Annotated in this window: 15 protein-coding genes; 2 read left to right on the plus strand and 13 right to left on the minus strand. The window is 32.6% G+C overall.

The window, feature by feature from the left end; genetic code table 11:
- Positions 1-25: 25 nt before the first annotated feature.
- From EKH84_RS02580 to EKH84_RS02635, 11 genes are all read right to left on the minus strand, one after another.
- Complete coding sequence (locus EKH84_RS02580) at positions 26-790, minus strand: DUF2087 domain-containing protein (protein WP_127065039.1); 765 nt, start codon at positions 788-790, stop codon at positions 26-28.
- A 313-nt stretch (positions 791-1,103) separates the two neighbouring features.
- A complete protein-coding gene (locus EKH84_RS02585; RefSeq protein ID WP_013659159.1) occupies positions 1,104-1,469 on the minus strand; it encodes a hypothetical protein in 366 nt (121 codons plus the stop codon).
- 131 nt (positions 1,470-1,600) lie between these two features.
- Entirely contained in the window at positions 1,601-2,485 is an 885-nt protein-coding gene (locus tag EKH84_RS02590) for a YitT family protein (protein ID WP_127065040.1), read from the minus strand.
- Between the two features lie 157 nt (positions 2,486-2,642).
- Entirely contained in the window at positions 2,643-2,966 is a 324-nt protein-coding gene (locus tag EKH84_RS02595; protein ID WP_127065041.1) for a hypothetical protein, read from the minus strand.
- A 103-nt stretch (positions 2,967-3,069) separates the two neighbouring features.
- Entirely contained in the window at positions 3,070-3,630 is a 561-nt protein-coding gene (locus EKH84_RS02600) for a biotin transporter BioY (RefSeq protein ID WP_127065042.1), read from the minus strand.
- A 143-nt stretch (positions 3,631-3,773) separates the two neighbouring features.
- Positions 3,774-5,936, minus strand: coding sequence for a GNAT family N-acetyltransferase (locus EKH84_RS22700; protein ID WP_190283463.1), 2,163 nt, complete (start codon positions 5,934-5,936; stop codon positions 3,774-3,776).
- A 207-nt stretch (positions 5,937-6,143) separates the two neighbouring features.
- Positions 6,144-6,281, minus strand: a complete 138-nt coding sequence (locus tag EKH84_RS21830) for a hypothetical protein (RefSeq protein WP_190283464.1) — start codon at positions 6,279-6,281, stop codon at positions 6,144-6,146.
- A gap of 93 nt (positions 6,282-6,374) precedes the next feature.
- A complete protein-coding gene (locus EKH84_RS02620; RefSeq protein WP_127065043.1) occupies positions 6,375-7,484 on the minus strand; it encodes a stalk domain-containing protein in 1,110 nt (369 codons plus the stop codon).
- Between the two features lie 65 nt (positions 7,485-7,549).
- On the minus strand, positions 7,550-9,328 hold the full coding sequence (locus EKH84_RS02625; RefSeq protein ID WP_127065044.1) for a M3 family oligoendopeptidase: 1,779 nt from the start codon (positions 9,326-9,328) through the stop codon (positions 7,550-7,552).
- A gap of 95 nt (positions 9,329-9,423) precedes the next feature.
- On the minus strand, positions 9,424-9,876 hold the full coding sequence (locus EKH84_RS02630; protein ID WP_127065045.1) for a DUF6882 domain-containing protein: 453 nt from the start codon (positions 9,874-9,876) through the stop codon (positions 9,424-9,426).
- A gap of 90 nt (positions 9,877-9,966) precedes the next feature.
- Positions 9,967-11,508 (minus strand): FAD-dependent oxidoreductase, encoded by a 1,542-nt coding sequence (locus EKH84_RS02635; RefSeq protein WP_127065046.1) that lies wholly within the window; start codon positions 11,506-11,508, stop codon positions 9,967-9,969.
- A gap of 359 nt (positions 11,509-11,867) precedes the next feature.
- On the opposite strand from EKH84_RS02635, the gene asd reads away from it, so the two are divergent.
- Together asd and EKH84_RS02645 are read left to right on the plus strand one after the other, a co-directional pair.
- Positions 11,868-12,959: an aspartate-semialdehyde dehydrogenase gene (asd, locus tag EKH84_RS02640; protein WP_127065047.1), complete on the plus strand. Its 1,092-nt coding sequence runs from the start codon at positions 11,868-11,870 to the stop codon at positions 12,957-12,959.
- 365 nt (positions 12,960-13,324) lie between these two features.
- On the plus strand, positions 13,325-14,329 hold the full coding sequence (locus EKH84_RS02645; RefSeq protein ID WP_243118635.1) for a patatin-like phospholipase family protein: 1,005 nt from the start codon (positions 13,325-13,327) through the stop codon (positions 14,327-14,329).
- Between the two features lie 229 nt (positions 14,330-14,558).
- On the opposite strand, the gene EKH84_RS02650 is transcribed toward EKH84_RS02645, so the two are convergent.
- Positions 14,559-14,858: a hypothetical protein gene (locus EKH84_RS02650; RefSeq protein ID WP_127065049.1), complete on the minus strand. Its 300-nt coding sequence runs from the start codon at positions 14,856-14,858 to the stop codon at positions 14,559-14,561.
- A gap of 140 nt (positions 14,859-14,998) precedes the next feature.
- Positions 14,999-16,705 carry a proline--tRNA ligase gene (locus EKH84_RS02655; RefSeq protein WP_127065050.1) on the minus strand — a complete coding sequence of 569 codons (1,707 nt, stop codon included), beginning with the start codon at positions 16,703-16,705 and terminating at the stop codon, positions 14,999-15,001.
- Between the last annotated feature and the right edge of the window lie 228 nt (positions 16,706-16,933).

Raw genomic sequence — 16,933 nt, forward strand, 5'->3', positions numbered from 1 at the left:
GCTATCTTTTTATTATACTATTATTTTATGCACCCTTTACCCAGTAGATACCACCTTTTTCTGTACGGCTTAAAAAGCCATACTCTAATAGTTCTCTTTTCAAAAGTGAATAATCAATATAAATATTCATTAATAGACGGTTAACTTCTACATTCTCGTATTTCTCTCCTTTTGAAAAATGCTCTGTAATATATTCTAATATAACTTTCCTTGCCTTTTCTGTATTAGGATAACTTCTTAATCTACCTGAAGGTGTTATATGATTCTCAAGTATCTTCCTCTTATCTCGATCAGGCATGCCTAGATTCTGATTAATGGTATAAATATATCCTTCTTGATTTGAACACACATCCCATGAGCTATGCTCCGTATTTTGCTTTTCCCCCAGTAAACTCATTACTGTCAAAAATACTTTTGCTTGTTTTTCCTTTTCTCTTAATTTATAACGATGATTACGAATAGTCGATCCTGCCACCCCTAAATAATTAGCTATCTCCTTATCTGATAAACCACTTGCAAATAGATTGATTAACTCTAGCTGTAATTCTGATAAACCCATAGTATTTGGAGACATTTTTAATAGATATGCTAATACTGAATGATGTACCTCTTGAATATGTAACAGAACTGCTTTCTGAGCATCAAATAATTTACCATGTATAGAATAAATTTCTCCCTTAGAAAAATACTGTCCACATAAAAGACAGGTATACCCTCGATCCCCTTCCTTATATCCCCTTAATAATTCTTCATTTGAGGCATTTTCAAATAATGCTATCTCTAATTGCATGACTCTCCTCCTCTTTTGTAATCATATTCTATTATTGTAATTTTTTTACATTTTTATTATAATAACTCTTTTTCCATAAATTGTCTACAACTTTAAGAACATTTTATCCATTCGTTGATATGAACTTATCTCCGGCTCTACATTAGGTTGAAATAGGTTTTTCTTTGAAACTATTGTGAAGCATATAATTATCCTATAAAAATAATTAAAACTTTTTCAAACAAAAAAGCACCATATAACTAGTATACATTTCTAGCTATATAGAGCTTTTTTCATCTGCATTAACAAGTATTAACTTCTAGGCACATCTATTTTATGTCCGTTCCTTATATTGCTCTAAGTATTCTATCAAGCGCGGCCTATCCTCTTTATTGATCTGATATTTTAAAATATTGATAGCTCCATATTGTCCCTTAAAAATAATAATACTATTTCTTTTAAGGGCAACATCTGAGATATTATATGTATATATTTTAATACTTCTTCCTAATCTCTTTATTTCTATCTCATTATCTCTAATTTCAATTTCTTTTATCCATATGACTGTTACATAGTAGATAAACCATCCTGCACATAGGGCTATCGTCCATATTCCTACTTGACTCACAAAACATAATATTAACATTATGATTATAATTCCACCAATAAACCACTCATTTTTGCTTCCCTTAATGCGCACTCGATCACCTCATTTATTGTTGTTATTTAACTCTATAAATAATTATATACCAATGTAAATATTTTGTATATTTCTATTAATCAAGTACAACATAATAGGACTATCCTATGATAGTCCTATTATGCTAAACCCTATGCTAATGAATTATATTCCTCTATAAAACCTTCTCCTAATACCTCTCTTACATCTGCTATCGTCACAAATGCGGCTTTATCAATCTCTCTTACTAACTCTCTAAGCTTGGTGATCTCTTTTTGTGACACAACAACAAATAACATTTCCTTATCTTGCTTTGTATACATTCCCTTTGCCTTAATCCCCGTTACACCTCGAGGTATTTTTTGCATAATTGCTTCTGAAATCTCTACATTTTTGTCTGACATAATAAATGCCGCCTTAGCATAATTCATTCCTTCAAGTACATTGGTAATAACCTTAGAAGTAATAAAAACTGCAATAATAGCATACATTGCTTTTGTTGAACCAAAAACCATCATTCCGGCTAAAATAATAATTGCATCAATAGCTAACATTAATTTTGCAATAGGAAATCTGGTATGCTTAAATTTAATAATAGTTGCTAACATATCCGTGCCACCTGTGGTAGCCCCTGCTTTTAACACAACACCTATACCTAACCCTAGAATAGCACCACCGAATACTCCTCCTAATAAAAGATCATTATTAACCTTCAATATATTAGGAATAAATTCTGTATACCAAAGTGCTGCAGTTAATAAACCTACTGCCCATAGTGATTTTTTTGCAAATTCGAATCCTCTTTGCTTAATACTAATAATAAAAAGTGGAATATTTAAAACTAAATTGGTAACCCATAATGGAATTTCAAACCCTAAAGTCTCTACAGATACTTCTTTAACTATAATCGTTATACCCGATAAGCCACCTGTAACAAGTCCTAATGGTGATGTAAACCAGTTAATGCCTAATGCTAGTATAGTAGTTCCTAGCAAAATCATTAGAAATTCTTTTTTTGTAATTAATAACTTCTTCATGTTGTCTCCTTCCTCTGCTGTGCTTAGTAAGTTCATTAATTAGCTTTATACACACAAAAAGAAAAGCCGTTATTAGTAACAGCTTTTCCCTTTTTTACTTATTATAACCTATTAAACATATTTTGTATAATCCTATTATCCAAATAATTTCATACCTCTATCTACTTTGAGATTCGATCTGCATTGTAATGTACCCTTCTTCTTTTTGAATGCTTAACTTCTTTGCCTCTAAATGGAGCTCAAAATTGGCAAAGCTTGAAAACAAATCAACATCTCTTAAAACATGAACAGTCACCCATTTAGAAAGAGGTGTTGTACGAACCAATATTGCTCTAGACATAGGAAACTGTATACGAGACATTCCTGCTACTTCTAAATTTAGATTAAGAGGATAGGAATATGTTTCAATAAAAAAATCCTGATCTCCTTCCCTCTCAATAACTCTTGCCTCTAAGTTAGTTCTGAATAATTCATGTTCCATGGACTACCCTTTCTAATAATCAATCTTTTTTTATATTTACCTTATCCTCTTATTATTTTAGTGTCAACACCTCATTATTAATGACGATACATATTGTTAAATTCTAAATGCATAAATTTGCTTTTTTTAGAGATGATTTGAGTATAGGGCCCACGACAGTGGCTATTATAATTTTAATGCCATCACCTACTAAAAATGGAAGCACACAACTGCTTAATGCCCCTACTAAGCTTACTTTCATTTGATACATAAACCAAATAGTTCCTAATGCATAGGCTATAGCCGTTCCTAAAATCATTCCTGCAACATACATATATACTTTTCCTTCAAATCGCTCTATGCAATAACCACTAATAATAGCTAAGAAAATAAAGCCTATTAAATAGCCTCCTGTAGGACCTGCTAGTTTTCCTACTCCTCCGGTAAATCCTGAGAATACAGGAAGACCGATAAGACCAATTAATAAGTAGATACAATAACTTATTGTCCCCTTTTTGGAACCCAATATAAACACTGTTATGTAGATTACTAAATTTGTTAATGAAATAGGTACTCCACCTGGTAATTGAATAGATAATGGCGCTAGAATACATGTAATTGCTGCCATTAAAGCTATAAGTACCATTTGATAAGTTTGAGATTTTTTGTTATCTAACTTTTGCATATTTTTATTCCTCCTTGTATAATAAACTTCCCCTTTTTCTGTTATTATAGGAGCCTTACCGCCAATTTGTCAACACATTTAATTTTACTGGTTTACAATTATCATTAGAAAAAAGGACATTGGAAATGTCCTTTTTCTATATCTTACTTTTCAGTTTCAATTTCTTTAATTACTTTTGCAGGATTACCACCTATTAGCACATTATCTGGCACATCTGCTAATACTACTGAGCCAGGTACGACAACCACATTATCCCCTATAGTAACACCTGGGTTAATGATTGAGCCTCCACCAATCCACACATTATTTCCTATGGTAATAGGTTTAGCATATTCATAACCTATACTTCTCTTCTCAGGATTTAAAGGGTATGCGGAGGTATAAATTCCTACTTGAGGAGATAAAATACAATTATCGCCTATTTTGACCTGACAACTATCTAAAATAACACATTCATAACCAGCATAAAAATTATCTCCAATATGAATATTATAGCCATAATCACATCTAAAATTAGGTTCAATGTGTATATATTCTCCTGTAGAACCAAAAAGCTCTTTTAATATTTTTATAGTAGACTTTTTATCTTCTACATCAGTATTGTTAAACTCTCTTAATAACCTTCTTGCACGTCGTTTATCATTAGCGAACTCATCTCCCCATGCAATATAAAGTTCACCTGCTAGCATCTTTTCTTTTTCAGTCTTAATATGTACTTCTATCTCTGTCGATGCTGTACCTATATTCTCAAGGATTTTTTCTTCTTCACTAGTATCATCTTTAACAGGTCTAATAAGCGCCGCTATTTCTGCTTCATCTAGCTGTAGTTTAGGTATTTGTATCTCCCTATCATCCTCTATCAATTCATCTTCTGCATATTCTTCATCATCTTCGTAGTCACTATAGTCCTCGTCATCTTCATCATTACTATATTCTTCATGATCTTCATCATCACTATAGTCCTCATCATCTTCATCATCGCTGTATTCTTCATGATCTTCATCATATTCTTCACTTTCATCGATTTCATATAAAGTAGCTTCTTCCGCTACTTCTTCTATATCTCCAAAATCATCTTCAAATTCTTGATCTAATTCAGAAATTTTTTGTTCTAAACTTTCATGCTCTAACTTAATTGGACGATGTTTTATCTTCTCTATTGGTATACCAAAAATAGACTTTCTTTTTTGCTTTGCATCCTCTTCTTGTAATATCTCTCTAGCTTTCTCAGCTTCTTGTATTAGCCTTTCTGTCTCCTCGGCTTCTTGTCTTAACCTTTCTGCTTCCTCTGCTTCTTGCCTTAACCTTTCTGCTTCTTCTGCTTCTTGCCTTAATCTTTCTACTTCTTCTGATTCTTGCCTTAATCTTTCTGCTTCTTCTGCTTCTTGCCTTAATCTTTCTGCTTCTTCTGCTTCTTGCCTTAACCTTTCTGCTTCTTCTGCTTCTTGCCTTAATCTTTCTGCTTCCTCTGCTTCTTGCCTTAATCTTTCTGCTTCTTCTGCTTCTTGCCTTAATCTTTCTGCTTCTTCTGCTTCTTGCCTTAATCTTTCTGCTTCCTCTGCTTCTTGCCTTAATCTTTCTGCTTCCTCTGCTTCTTGCCTTAATCTTTCTGCTTCCTCTGCTTCTTGCCTTAATCTTTCTGCTTCCTCTGCTTCTTGCCTTAATCTTTCTGCTTCCTCTGCTTCTTGCCTTAATCTTTCTGCTTCCTCTGCTTCTTGCCTTAATCTTTCTGCTTCCTCTGCTTCTTGTCTTAATCTTTCCGCTTCTTCCTGTATTTTCTGTAATAATTCCTCTTCTTCTATTTGTTCCTTACTTTTCTCTGGTATACGATATTCATATAATGATACTGTTCTATTTTCTATAGAAGATGGTGATTCCTTAATATAAGTCGCCCCTAATTTTTCATAGAATCCATTAGCAAACGGGTCACTAAATATGTATAGTTTCTCTATACCATTTTCTCTACAATACTCCTGGGCGTATTCCATTAATTCTGTTCCAATGCCACTTCTTATATAAGCTGGGCGAATATAAATATGGTCTAACCAATAACCCTGTCTAATAAATACTTCACCATTCCAATGTTCTTGATTTACCTCAACAATAGAAAAATATCCGATAATGGTATCTTTCTTCTGCGCTACATACACAATATTCTGCTCAATGTAATCCTCCGTTATAGTAAGTTCATCATGCCATACTTCAAAATATTCTTCTGGATAATTCCAATAACGCTTTGCTCCAAATGATATACTCGTTAAGAATAATGCGTCTGTTGCTAATGCTCTTCTTATAGTAAGCTCCATGCTATATATCCCCCTTTAAATAGGTGCTTCTGACTTCCCTCTTATAAGTTTTTCCTATTGTACTTTAGTAAAATATCCTATATAAAAAATATACTGTAATTATCTTGTATCATCAATAGATTTTTGAATATATTCTTAATATTTTAAATTAAATTTTGAACAAAAAAAGTCATCGTATATGTAGATTTTATACGATGACTTTTTTTATTACTTTTTAAGAATACCCCCTACACCTTGAGTCCCAGAGCTTACGGTATGTTTATACCCACTAGTAGAATTTTTCGCTTCTTTTGTATTATCTATTCTGCTTTGCATTTCGCTTGCTAAATCTCTATTCTTCGACATGGTATTCTCCTATACTAGTTAGTCACTAACTCATTAATTTTGTATTATCTTGACTCTCTATAAGAGTTTGCCCTATGTATTTTAAACTATTCATTATATACCATACTTATTAATTTCATTATATTCATAGTCATAAGTTGCTATTGTAGTATTATTATTAGAATCATATACAATGCCTTGTATATCATAATCTGTTTCACTTTCTATATCTCTAGCAATATCTCTTAAAGATGTTCTAAGAGTAGTATCTGTATCTAATCCTTTATTCATATTCCATGCATCTTTAATAGATGATGTCACATCAATGTAGATTTTAAAAGTAACTATCTCTCTACTATCACTTATAGATGCCTCAACCTTATTGATACTAATACTTTGACTATAATCTTTAATATTAATGCTACTTGTCATTTTAACAGCATTAATAACATCAGTCTCATCAAAATCATAGTTGCTTCCATAAGTTAAAGTATCTTTTTTAGAATATGAGAATTCGTATTTATTCGTATTACTTCCTGTATAAATAATAGTTCCATCAATAATAATATCATCATGTCTGTCTCGTACAGTATCACATACATCCTCTACAAAATTCTTGATTTCCCTAGTTGATAGCTTATTGAAAGCCTTATTCTCAGCAGATGTATCATAAGAAATCTTAACACTTAGTCTATTTCCAGAGACTCTTACTCTAAAGTCTAGTTCTATATCATCAAAGTAATCTTCGTACAGCCTCTCTAGCTCATTTTCAGTCGCAGTAAGCTCTGTTCCTAAAATATCTGTTCCTGAGGTTTGGTCATACCCACTGCTACTAGAGGTAGAAGTAACTCCACTTGATTTTAATTTTGCTAATTCTTGTTTAAGGGAGGCAATTTCATAGTCTTTAGCTCTTAATTCTGTTTGTAAACTTAAAACCGAAGAATAATTAGAACCACTTGTAACATATAAATTACCATTTGATTGATCCCAATTAATTTCTAAGCCTACTGCATCACAGAATGTTCTTGCTGGTAAATAGGTGGTTCCATCAATTGAAATAGGAACAGTAGATAAATATTTTTGCCCTCCATTGTAATAAAAGTTAACCGGATGATAATTAACCGATTTATTCTTTTTATATCCTGCTGCTTGCATAGGAATACAGGCAAGTAATGCTCCTACTGTAATTGCTATCAAACACTTTTTCTTATTTATTAATTGCATAACAATTCTCCCCCTGTATAAAATTTAAAGCTATACCATTTTTATCGTCTTAATCTAGATAAAACTTAAATTTCATAACTTAACTTCATAAATTCATTGATATCTTCTTCAATAATAGCTAATGAATTCTTCCAAAATGCTGCATCAGTTACATCTATATTAATTGTTCTTGTAACATCTTCTATCTTTAATTTACCTGTTACAGCTAATAGCTTTTTATAATCCTCCACAAAGCTAGTTCCTCTTTTAAGATACTCCGCATATAGACCTTTAGCAAAAAGAAGACCAAATGCATAAGGGAAGTTATAGAAATTAGCATCTGCATAATAATAATGACTCTTCCACGTCCACATATATGGATGTAAGTACTCTTGATCTAGTCCATCTCCGTAAGCCTCTTTTTGTGCCTCTACCATTAATTCTTTAATGCGTTTTACTGTTAAAGGACTATCTTCTCTTTCTTTAAATACATTAGTTTCAAACAAATACCTAGAATAAATATCTACAATAACCTGAGTACTATCGCTAATTTCTGTTTCTAAAATAGCAAACGCTTCTTCTTTTGATCCCTCTTTAATAGCAGCTTTTTTGACGATTGTCTCACAGAAAGTAGATGCTGTCTCAGCTAAAGGCATAGGATAGTTAGTATTTAAAATACTTTCCTCCTTAAGGCATTCTCCGTGAAAACCATGTCCTAGCTCATGTGCCATGGTAATAGTATCGCCTAGATTATCCCCATAGTTAAGGAGAATTCTACTTTCACCAATGCTATGAACAGCGCAGCAAAAAGCTCCACCTACCTTACCTTCTTTAGGTAGTACATCTATCCATTTATGCTCCATCGCCTTTTTAGCATAATCCCCTAAACTATTATCAAAACTTCTAAATTGTTTTTCAACAAAAGCTTTTCCTTGTTCATAAGAATACTTCATTTCTTTTTCAATAACAGGTGCATACAGCTCATAAAATGGTAAGCCATTATTATATCCTAGCATCTCCGCTTTTCTTCTAAGATATTTTCTAAAGGTAGGTAAGCTTTCTTTCATAGCACTAAGCATAGCATCTAAGGTCGCCTTACTCATTCTTGAGTCTTCTAATGTCATAGCAAGTGGTGACTCATAACCTCTCATTTTGGAAACAGTAATAACTTCTCCTTTAATGCCGTTTAATGCTGCTGCTATTCCATCTTCTATCTTTTTATAAGAATCAATTTCTGCTAAATAAGCCTTTTTTCTTAGGTCTGCATTTTTTTCATATGCCATATTAAGTACTACCGTTAATGGTAATTCTTCCTTTTTACCTTCAACCTCAATTTCTACTTTATGATTAGAAATAAGTAAGTTCTTGTAATTTACCCAAGCTGTTGAACCTGTATTTTTCATTTTAGCTAACAGTACTTCTTCTTTCTCACTCAAGAGATGTTTACTATGTTCTACTATTTCTTGAAGGAAAAATCTAAAAGATTGTAAAAAGGTAGAGTGATCAATAATGGCATTAATATCTTTGATTTCACTAATCCACTTGCTAATTTTAGTTTCTGCTTCTGCCAAATCACTTTGTTTTTGGTCAATAATATCAGCGTATTTGTTACCTTCCTCATCTTTAGAATTAACACTTACAGTAAGTTCTGAGAATACACCCAACTTTTCAAAGGTTAAGCTTATCTTCTCAGCTAATGCTATGTAAGCTTCTAGTTTTTTCTGCTCGTCTTCGTGATTTTCAGTCATTTCTGTTGCTAACTTGTTCATTTCTTTAATATACGTATCTAACTTTGCTAAATCTCCTTGAAAAGCTTCTCCTGAGAAAGACTCATATAATTCCTTTAAACTCCAATTCAAATCCATTTGTTTTCTCCCTTTCTGCTTATATATTTCTAAAAAACCATTAATAAACATATTCAGCTATCAAAACTCATATGTTTATCAATGGTTTATACTTACTATTTTACATTTTTAAGTGCTAGAAAAAGATAGCTTTCATCAGCTACAATGCGATAGATGCCTTGTGCTTTAAGCTTATAGACGCTCACAAAAGCTAAATCCTTCGCTACTATTTCCTCACATTCAAAACTACCCTGTTCAAATACATTATATCCTGTTTCCTGAGCTAAATCTTTTAGGGTATTAGCTTCTTCTCTAATACTCTCTGATAGATTTTCATTATTCCACGCCCATACCCAACTATGATCTTCATATCCCCATGAACCAATGCAAGCTACTTCAAAGCGCAATACTTCTCCATTATCCTTTTTTAATTCAAGACTTTTGTTAGCTTGACTAAAGCTATAGGCTTGATACGTATTCAGAGCATACTTCTGTGTTAAGTTACTTTGTTTTATTTTAACTTCCTGCTGACACTTCATTAAAAATGCTTCAAAATCCTTATCCGTCATTACTTTCTCCTTTAAACAACTTCTTTTACTTCCTACTCTTAACTTAACACTTTTTCCTTCTTTTGTGAACACTACTAACCCTATTCTATGCTAAATTAGATTAGGATGTATTTTATTTTTACCTTCCTTATATCCATTTAATTTATGAGTGCTTGGTCCTTCTAGAACCTCCCCATCTATATTAAATCTTGAACCATGGAATGGACAATCCCAACTCTTTTCAGCACTATTCCATCTTAATCTAGCACCTACATGAGGACAAATAATATCCACAATATGATAATGTTCTTCTTCGTCTTGATAAATACCATATACATTACCGTCTTCTAGCTCTGCTACTATAGCTTCCCCCTTATCTGGAAAAGTATCTTTGGGGACGGTTCTTAATTTTCCTTGGATATAGTTTTTAATTCCCTCTATATTATGATTAATAAAAGTTTTTCCTTTGTAAGCTGACACCCTTTGCGGATTAAATAAGTCTTCAAAAGGACTCGTACCCATTAATAATAAATCTTTTAGAACAAGTGCTGCATTGGTGGCGTTACTCATTCCCCATTTATTAAATCCTGTAGCTACATATATATTATGATATTTGCTACTATTTAAGTATCCAATATAGGGAACGCTATCGGGTGTAACATAGTCTTGCAAAGACCACTGACTATATACCTCATCGCTATTAAATACTTCTTTTCCAAACTGCTTTAATTCTTCAAAATGAGTAGCTTCATATTGATCATCTCCTACTCTATGATGCCCTCCACCTATAAGGACTATATCCTGCTCGTAAATAGGCCTAATAGATCTAATAGGACTATCTACTGAAATAAAACTGCCCTTAGGTAATTTTTCTTTGTCTACCTTTAAACCTAGTACATATATTCTTTGCATATTAAGCCTTGTAAAATATAAGCCCAGACCATCATACATAGGATAATGAGAAGCTATAACTATTCTCCTAGCAGATACTTTACAGCCTTTATCTGTTTCTAACACACTTACTTCTCCTGGCACCAATCTAGTAATTGGTGTTTCTTCAAATATACATCCCCCATCTGCTGTAAATTTTTCTGCCAAGCTGGATATATACTTCTTAGGGTTAAATAATGCAGCGCCCTCCCATTCTAATGCAGCCTTTACTTTTATAGGAAGTGGAATCTGATCCTTATAATTGACCTCAATTCCCAACCTTTTGTATGCTTCTGCTTCATCTTGAATAGCCTTGATGTACTTTTCATCCGTCGTATAAATATACGATGGCATATTCATAAAATTACACTCAATTTGTTCTTTAGAAATAGTTTCTTTAACAAATTCTATAGCTTTCCTATTAGCATCTGCATACTGTTTTGCTTTTCCTGGACTTTTAGTATGCATTAATTTATCATAAATAAGCCCATGTTGTATCGTTAGCTTAGCTGTTGTACGTAAGGAAGTACCCATCCCAATCTGATTCGCTTCAAAAACAGCCACTCTTTTCCCCATATGCTTTAATAAATATGCTAGTGTTATACCAGCTAGACCTCCTCCAATTATTGCAAACTCTACTTCCATATCTTCTTTTAAACAAGGATATAATTTACTTTCTGTATTATTTAAAAAAATAGGGGCATGTTTCTCCAACTTACTCATCACTATTCCTTTCCTCTACAAGACTCATCTGTAGTGTTTTATTTAATAACTATTATGAATGCTTTTCTAATTTATTATCCTTGTTTTTCTTATAGGATTATTTCATTAGAGAAACTCTTTTTATCCTTATATTTCATATTCTAATAAGTAATATTGTATGTTACCCTTAGTGTAAATTCTATTTTAGAGTTGTCTTAATAATCCACTGTGAAATATGAATAAAAATACTACACATTTTATAGATATTCATAATAATTTGTCAATTTTATCAAAAAATTATATAATATATTGTCATTTAGTTATTTACTTAGTAAAATAGAGTAATTAGTAAGATATTAAAAAGGTAAAGGTGATTAATGATGGAGAAAAAATTAAAAGTAGGTATCGTTGGTGGTACTGGTATGGTAGGTCAACGCTTTTTAGCTTTACTTGAAAACCACCCTTATTTTGATGTAAAAGTAATCGCTGCAAGCAGTCGTTCTGCTGGTCAAACTTATGAAAAAGCTGTTGAAGGCAGATGGAAAATGAGTACATCTATTCCTGAGACTGTAAAAAATCTAATTGTATTAGATGCTGCTAAGGTTGAGGAAGTTGCTTCTCAAGTTGACTTCATCTTCTGTGCTGTTGATATGAAAAAAGATGAAATCAAAGCTTTAGAAGAAGCATATGCTAAAACTGAAACACCTGTTGTTTCAAACAACTCTGCTCATAGATGGACACCAGATGTACCAATGGTTATTCCTGAAATTAATGATGAGCACTTAAAAGTTATTGAGGCTCAAAGAAAACGTCTTGGTACAACAAAAGGTTTCATCGCAGTTAAACCAAACTGCTCTATTCAAAGTTATGTACCTATGCTTTCTGCTTTACTTGATTATGAACCAACTACTGTGGTAGCTTCTACTTACCAAGCTATTTCTGGCGCTGGTAAGACCTTCAAAGAATGGCCAGAAATGATTGATAATGTTATTCCATACATTGGTGGAGAAGAAGAAAAAAGTGAACAAGAACCTCTTAGAATTTGGGGTAAAGTAGAAAATGATGCAATTGTTAAAGCTACTAGCCCTGTTATTACAACACAATGTATTCGTGTACCTGTCTTAGATGGACATCTTGCAACTGTGTTTGTTTCATTCAAGAAAAAACCAACTAAAGAACAAATCCTTGAAGCTTGGAAAAATTATAAAGGTAAACCTCAAGAGCTTAATCTTCCAAGTGCACCAAAACAATTCATTACTTATTTCGAAGAAGATAACAGACCTCAAACAGGTTTGGATCGTAATACTGAAAAAGGTATGGGGGTATGTGTGGGTCGTTTAAGAGAAGATACTGTTTATGATTACAAATTTGTAGGTCTTTCTCATAATACTGTAAGAGGTGCTGCTGGCGGTGCTGTTCTTATCGCTGAACTTCTTACAGCTGAAGGCTATATTACAAGTAAAGAAGCTTAGATTACAAAATGGTGCTGTTGCATAATTAATATTTATAAGTGTTTAAGAATAAAAGGTCGATGAAACTAGAATATTTAAACTAGTTTCATCGACCTTTTATTCGTATTACCCAACCTAACCATAGATTGTGCCATTTATCATTACAACAAACTGATTCAATATAATCATTATTTAATTTTATCTTTATTATTATAAAATAAACAATTCTAAATAAATATTTGTGCTTATATATTTTCATTAAGATACCATGTATTTAATTTGCAGAATAAATATATATTAATTATCAAAATATTGTAATTGGTTATTTATAGAATTCTAATATTTAATTATTCTAAATATAATATTGTTAGAGTTATAAATATTAGGTGATTTTCTTGAGTCTTCCTTATAAAAATCTTGTTTTCTCTGGCGGTGGCGTATTAGGCATTGCTTACCTAGGTGTATTAGACTACTTATACAAAATCAATCTTCCCCCACAAATATTACGTGTGGCTGGTACTTCTGCAGGAGCCATAACTGCTTGTCTCACTTCTTTTAATCTTTCCTTTGATGATCTAAAAGAAATAGCTGATTCACTAGATTATAATAAGGTCCCCGGTAAAGATGATGTTAGTGTTGATTCAAAGTCACCCCCTAGGTATTTTACACAATCAATCAAATCACACCTGGATAATATTTTTGGTAATGCTGAGTGTGTTTATAGACTCATTACACAGTTTGGTTGGTATTCTTCTAGTTATCTTTATGAATGGATAAAGGAACAGATTGCTAGTCAATTTAACTCTGATTTAAAATCACCACCATATACTTTTTCTGATTTTAAAAATACCGCTATCCATAAAGACCAAAATCCATTTAAAGATTTGTATATAGTAGGGACCGACTCTTCCAAAAGTACTTCCATCATCTTTTCTTACGAGTTTACTCCGAATATGGAAGTAGCAGAAGCCGTACGCATTTCTATGTCTGTTCCCCTTTTATTTGAAGCCATTAAATCCTCACCATTTTCTTCTTCAAAAGATTCACCTCAAGTTTATGTAGATGGCGGCCTCCTTTATAACTATCCCATTAATATTTTTGATAGCCTTTCACCACAAAAAGAAACTCTAGGAACTTATTTCAAAAATGCGCTGCCTCCTGCTTCTATCAATAATCTAGTAGATTTTATTTCTAGTACCATCTCATGCACAACAAGGCTTCAAGCACTACTATTTCAGGAAAACAAATCTAACCTTGCTCGTAGTATACCGATTTTTACTAGCGATATTCAACCTATGAATTTCAACATTACTGTAGGGGATCCAACTTATCTCTTCCTATACGAACAAGGCTATCTCGGAACAGAGGTATTCTTTTCTCTTTTATCCTAAGTGCTTAATTTAAAATATGAATTAAACAAAATATAATATTTCACATTTCTTTAAAACATAATATTTTTAATATTTTTGTTTATGTGTTTTTTGTTTGTTAAATATGCTTATTTGGTCTTTTTAAGGTCATAAAATAAGTGACAAAGAAAGTTAAGTAGCGCATAAAGCCATAAGCTTTAAATAAAAAAGAGGCAATGAGTATTAATACCATTGCCTCCATTTTTAATTATTACCTTAAGTTATTTCTTAGTTTATCAAACAAACTATCTTCAAAAACAAAATCAATTAAAGCCCATATGGTTCCCAATAAAAATCCTTGCGGAAACTCTCCGGCCCCTACTAAAACAGTTATAAACAGCGCTATAATTGCTAATACCCCAAATATAGTATATTGATATACTTTTTTCTTTTTTAATAATGCTCTCGTTTTCTTTTGTAAAGATTCAAATACTTTTATCTCCATTTTATTAAAACCTTCACAAAGGAAACTAAATGAAATAAATCCAAGTAATATACCTAAAAAAATCATGCCTGTTCCTCCCTAGTTATCTTATGTTAAATACCTTTATTGATTTTTTAGCCTCATTTCTTTAAATAGAAAGTCGCTTGCATAATCCTATGCAAGCGACTCATGTACTACTTCTATTATCAATTACTCTTATGAATTTCTTATGATAATTCTGCAATAAGAGCAGCTACTTCTTTTTCTACATCTCCAAGGTCTACAAGCTTTTTAACGCTCTTATCTCTAGTCATAAGCTCTACTTTACCTTCTTTTAGATTCTTTTCACCTACAACTACCCTTACTGGAATACCAAGTAAGTCTGCATCAGCAAATTGTACACCTGCACCTACATTTCTATCATCCATGATTACTTCATATTTACTGCTAAGTTTGTTATAGATTTCATTTCCGATAGCATCCATATCTGTTTTCTTACTCTTAAGTACACAGATATGCACTTGCCATGGTGCTACTGACATTGGCCAAATTGGTCCCCATTCATCATGACGCGCTTCGATAATACAAGCAAGCAATCTACCTACACCAATTCCATAGCAACCCATAATAGGTGTTTTAGCTTTACCATCTGAATCAATATAGATCATTCCCATACTTTCAGAATATCTTGTTCCAAGCTGGAATATATTTCCCACTTCTACACCACGTTTAAATTGTAATTTACCATGGCAACATGGACATTCTTGACCTTCTAATACTTCTGCCACATCATGGAAGTCAGCATCTTTAATGTCTCTTGAAATACTAATACCTTTAATATGATAGTCTTTTTTATTGCCACCTACTACAAGGTTTTTCTCATTTCTAAGTGACTCATCAAAGATAATCTTTGCATCTCTTGCATCTAGATTGTATGGTCCCATAAATCCAAAACAAAGATTTGGAGTATCTTCGTATTTCTCAAATGGTATAATAGTAGCTTTAACTACCTTTTGTAATTTAGCTTCATTAACTTGAAGATCTCCTCTAATAAATACAATAAGAGGTTCTTTATGTCCTTCCATCTCAAATACACAAGCTTTTAAAGTTTTGTCAGCTGTTACGCCTAACATATTTGCTACTTCTTCAATGGTATGTGCATTTGGTGTGTGTACTTCTTCAATAGTACCTTCCTCTGTAGTTGCTACTGGTAATTTACCTGTTGCAACTTCCATATTAGATTGGTAGTCACAGCTATCACAAATAATGATTGTATCTTCTCCGATATCTGTAAGAAGCATGAACTCATGTGCTACTTTACCACCCATCATACCTGTATCTGATTGTACACATACTGTTTCTGGCACACCTGCTCTAGCAAATATTCTATGATATGCTTGTAAGCATTGTTCATAGTAAGCTTCTAAGTCTTCTTGTGAAGTGTGGAAAGAGTAAGCATCTTTCATTGTGAACTCACGCACACGGATAAGACCACCTCTTGCTCTTGGTTCATCTCTAAATTTAGTTTGGATTTGATAAATCATAAATGGATAGTTGTTGTAAGATTTAGCTTCTGTTCTAGCTAAATGAACAGCTGCCTCTTCATGTGTCATACCTAATACCATGTCTTTGCCGCCTCTATCTTTGAAACGAACAAGTTCACTTCCTACTGCATCAAAACGTCCTGACTCTCTCCAAAGATCTCCTGGTAAAGCCACTGGAAAGAGAACTTCTTGACCATCAATAGCATCCATTTCTTGACGAATGATATTTTCAATCTTAGATACGACTCTTTTTGCTGGTGGTAATAGAGAATAAATACCATTTGTTACTTGTCTTACATAACCACCTCTTAATAAATAAATATGACTAATACTAGTTGCTTCGCCTGGTTTTTCTTTGAATCTTTCTCCTAGGAGCTTACTCATTAACATAGCACTTCATCCTTTTCTTTTATTATTTTATTCATGATCACTTCATCAATTGTCTATTCCAAGCAGATACTTCATCAAAAAAGGCCCCATGCATCAAATATGCATAGGGGCCTTTATCTATCCGGCGGTACCACCCTAATTAATCACAACATGTCTATCAATTATTAGCTTAATAGAAGTTATGAATATCTCAAGTTTCTCTATAACGGGAGTTCCCGCTGCACTTAT

This window comes from Cellulosilyticum sp. WCF-2, from assembly GCF_003990395.1.
Taxonomy (GTDB): domain Bacteria; phylum Bacillota; class Clostridia; order Lachnospirales; family Cellulosilyticaceae; genus Cellulosilyticum; species Cellulosilyticum lentocellum.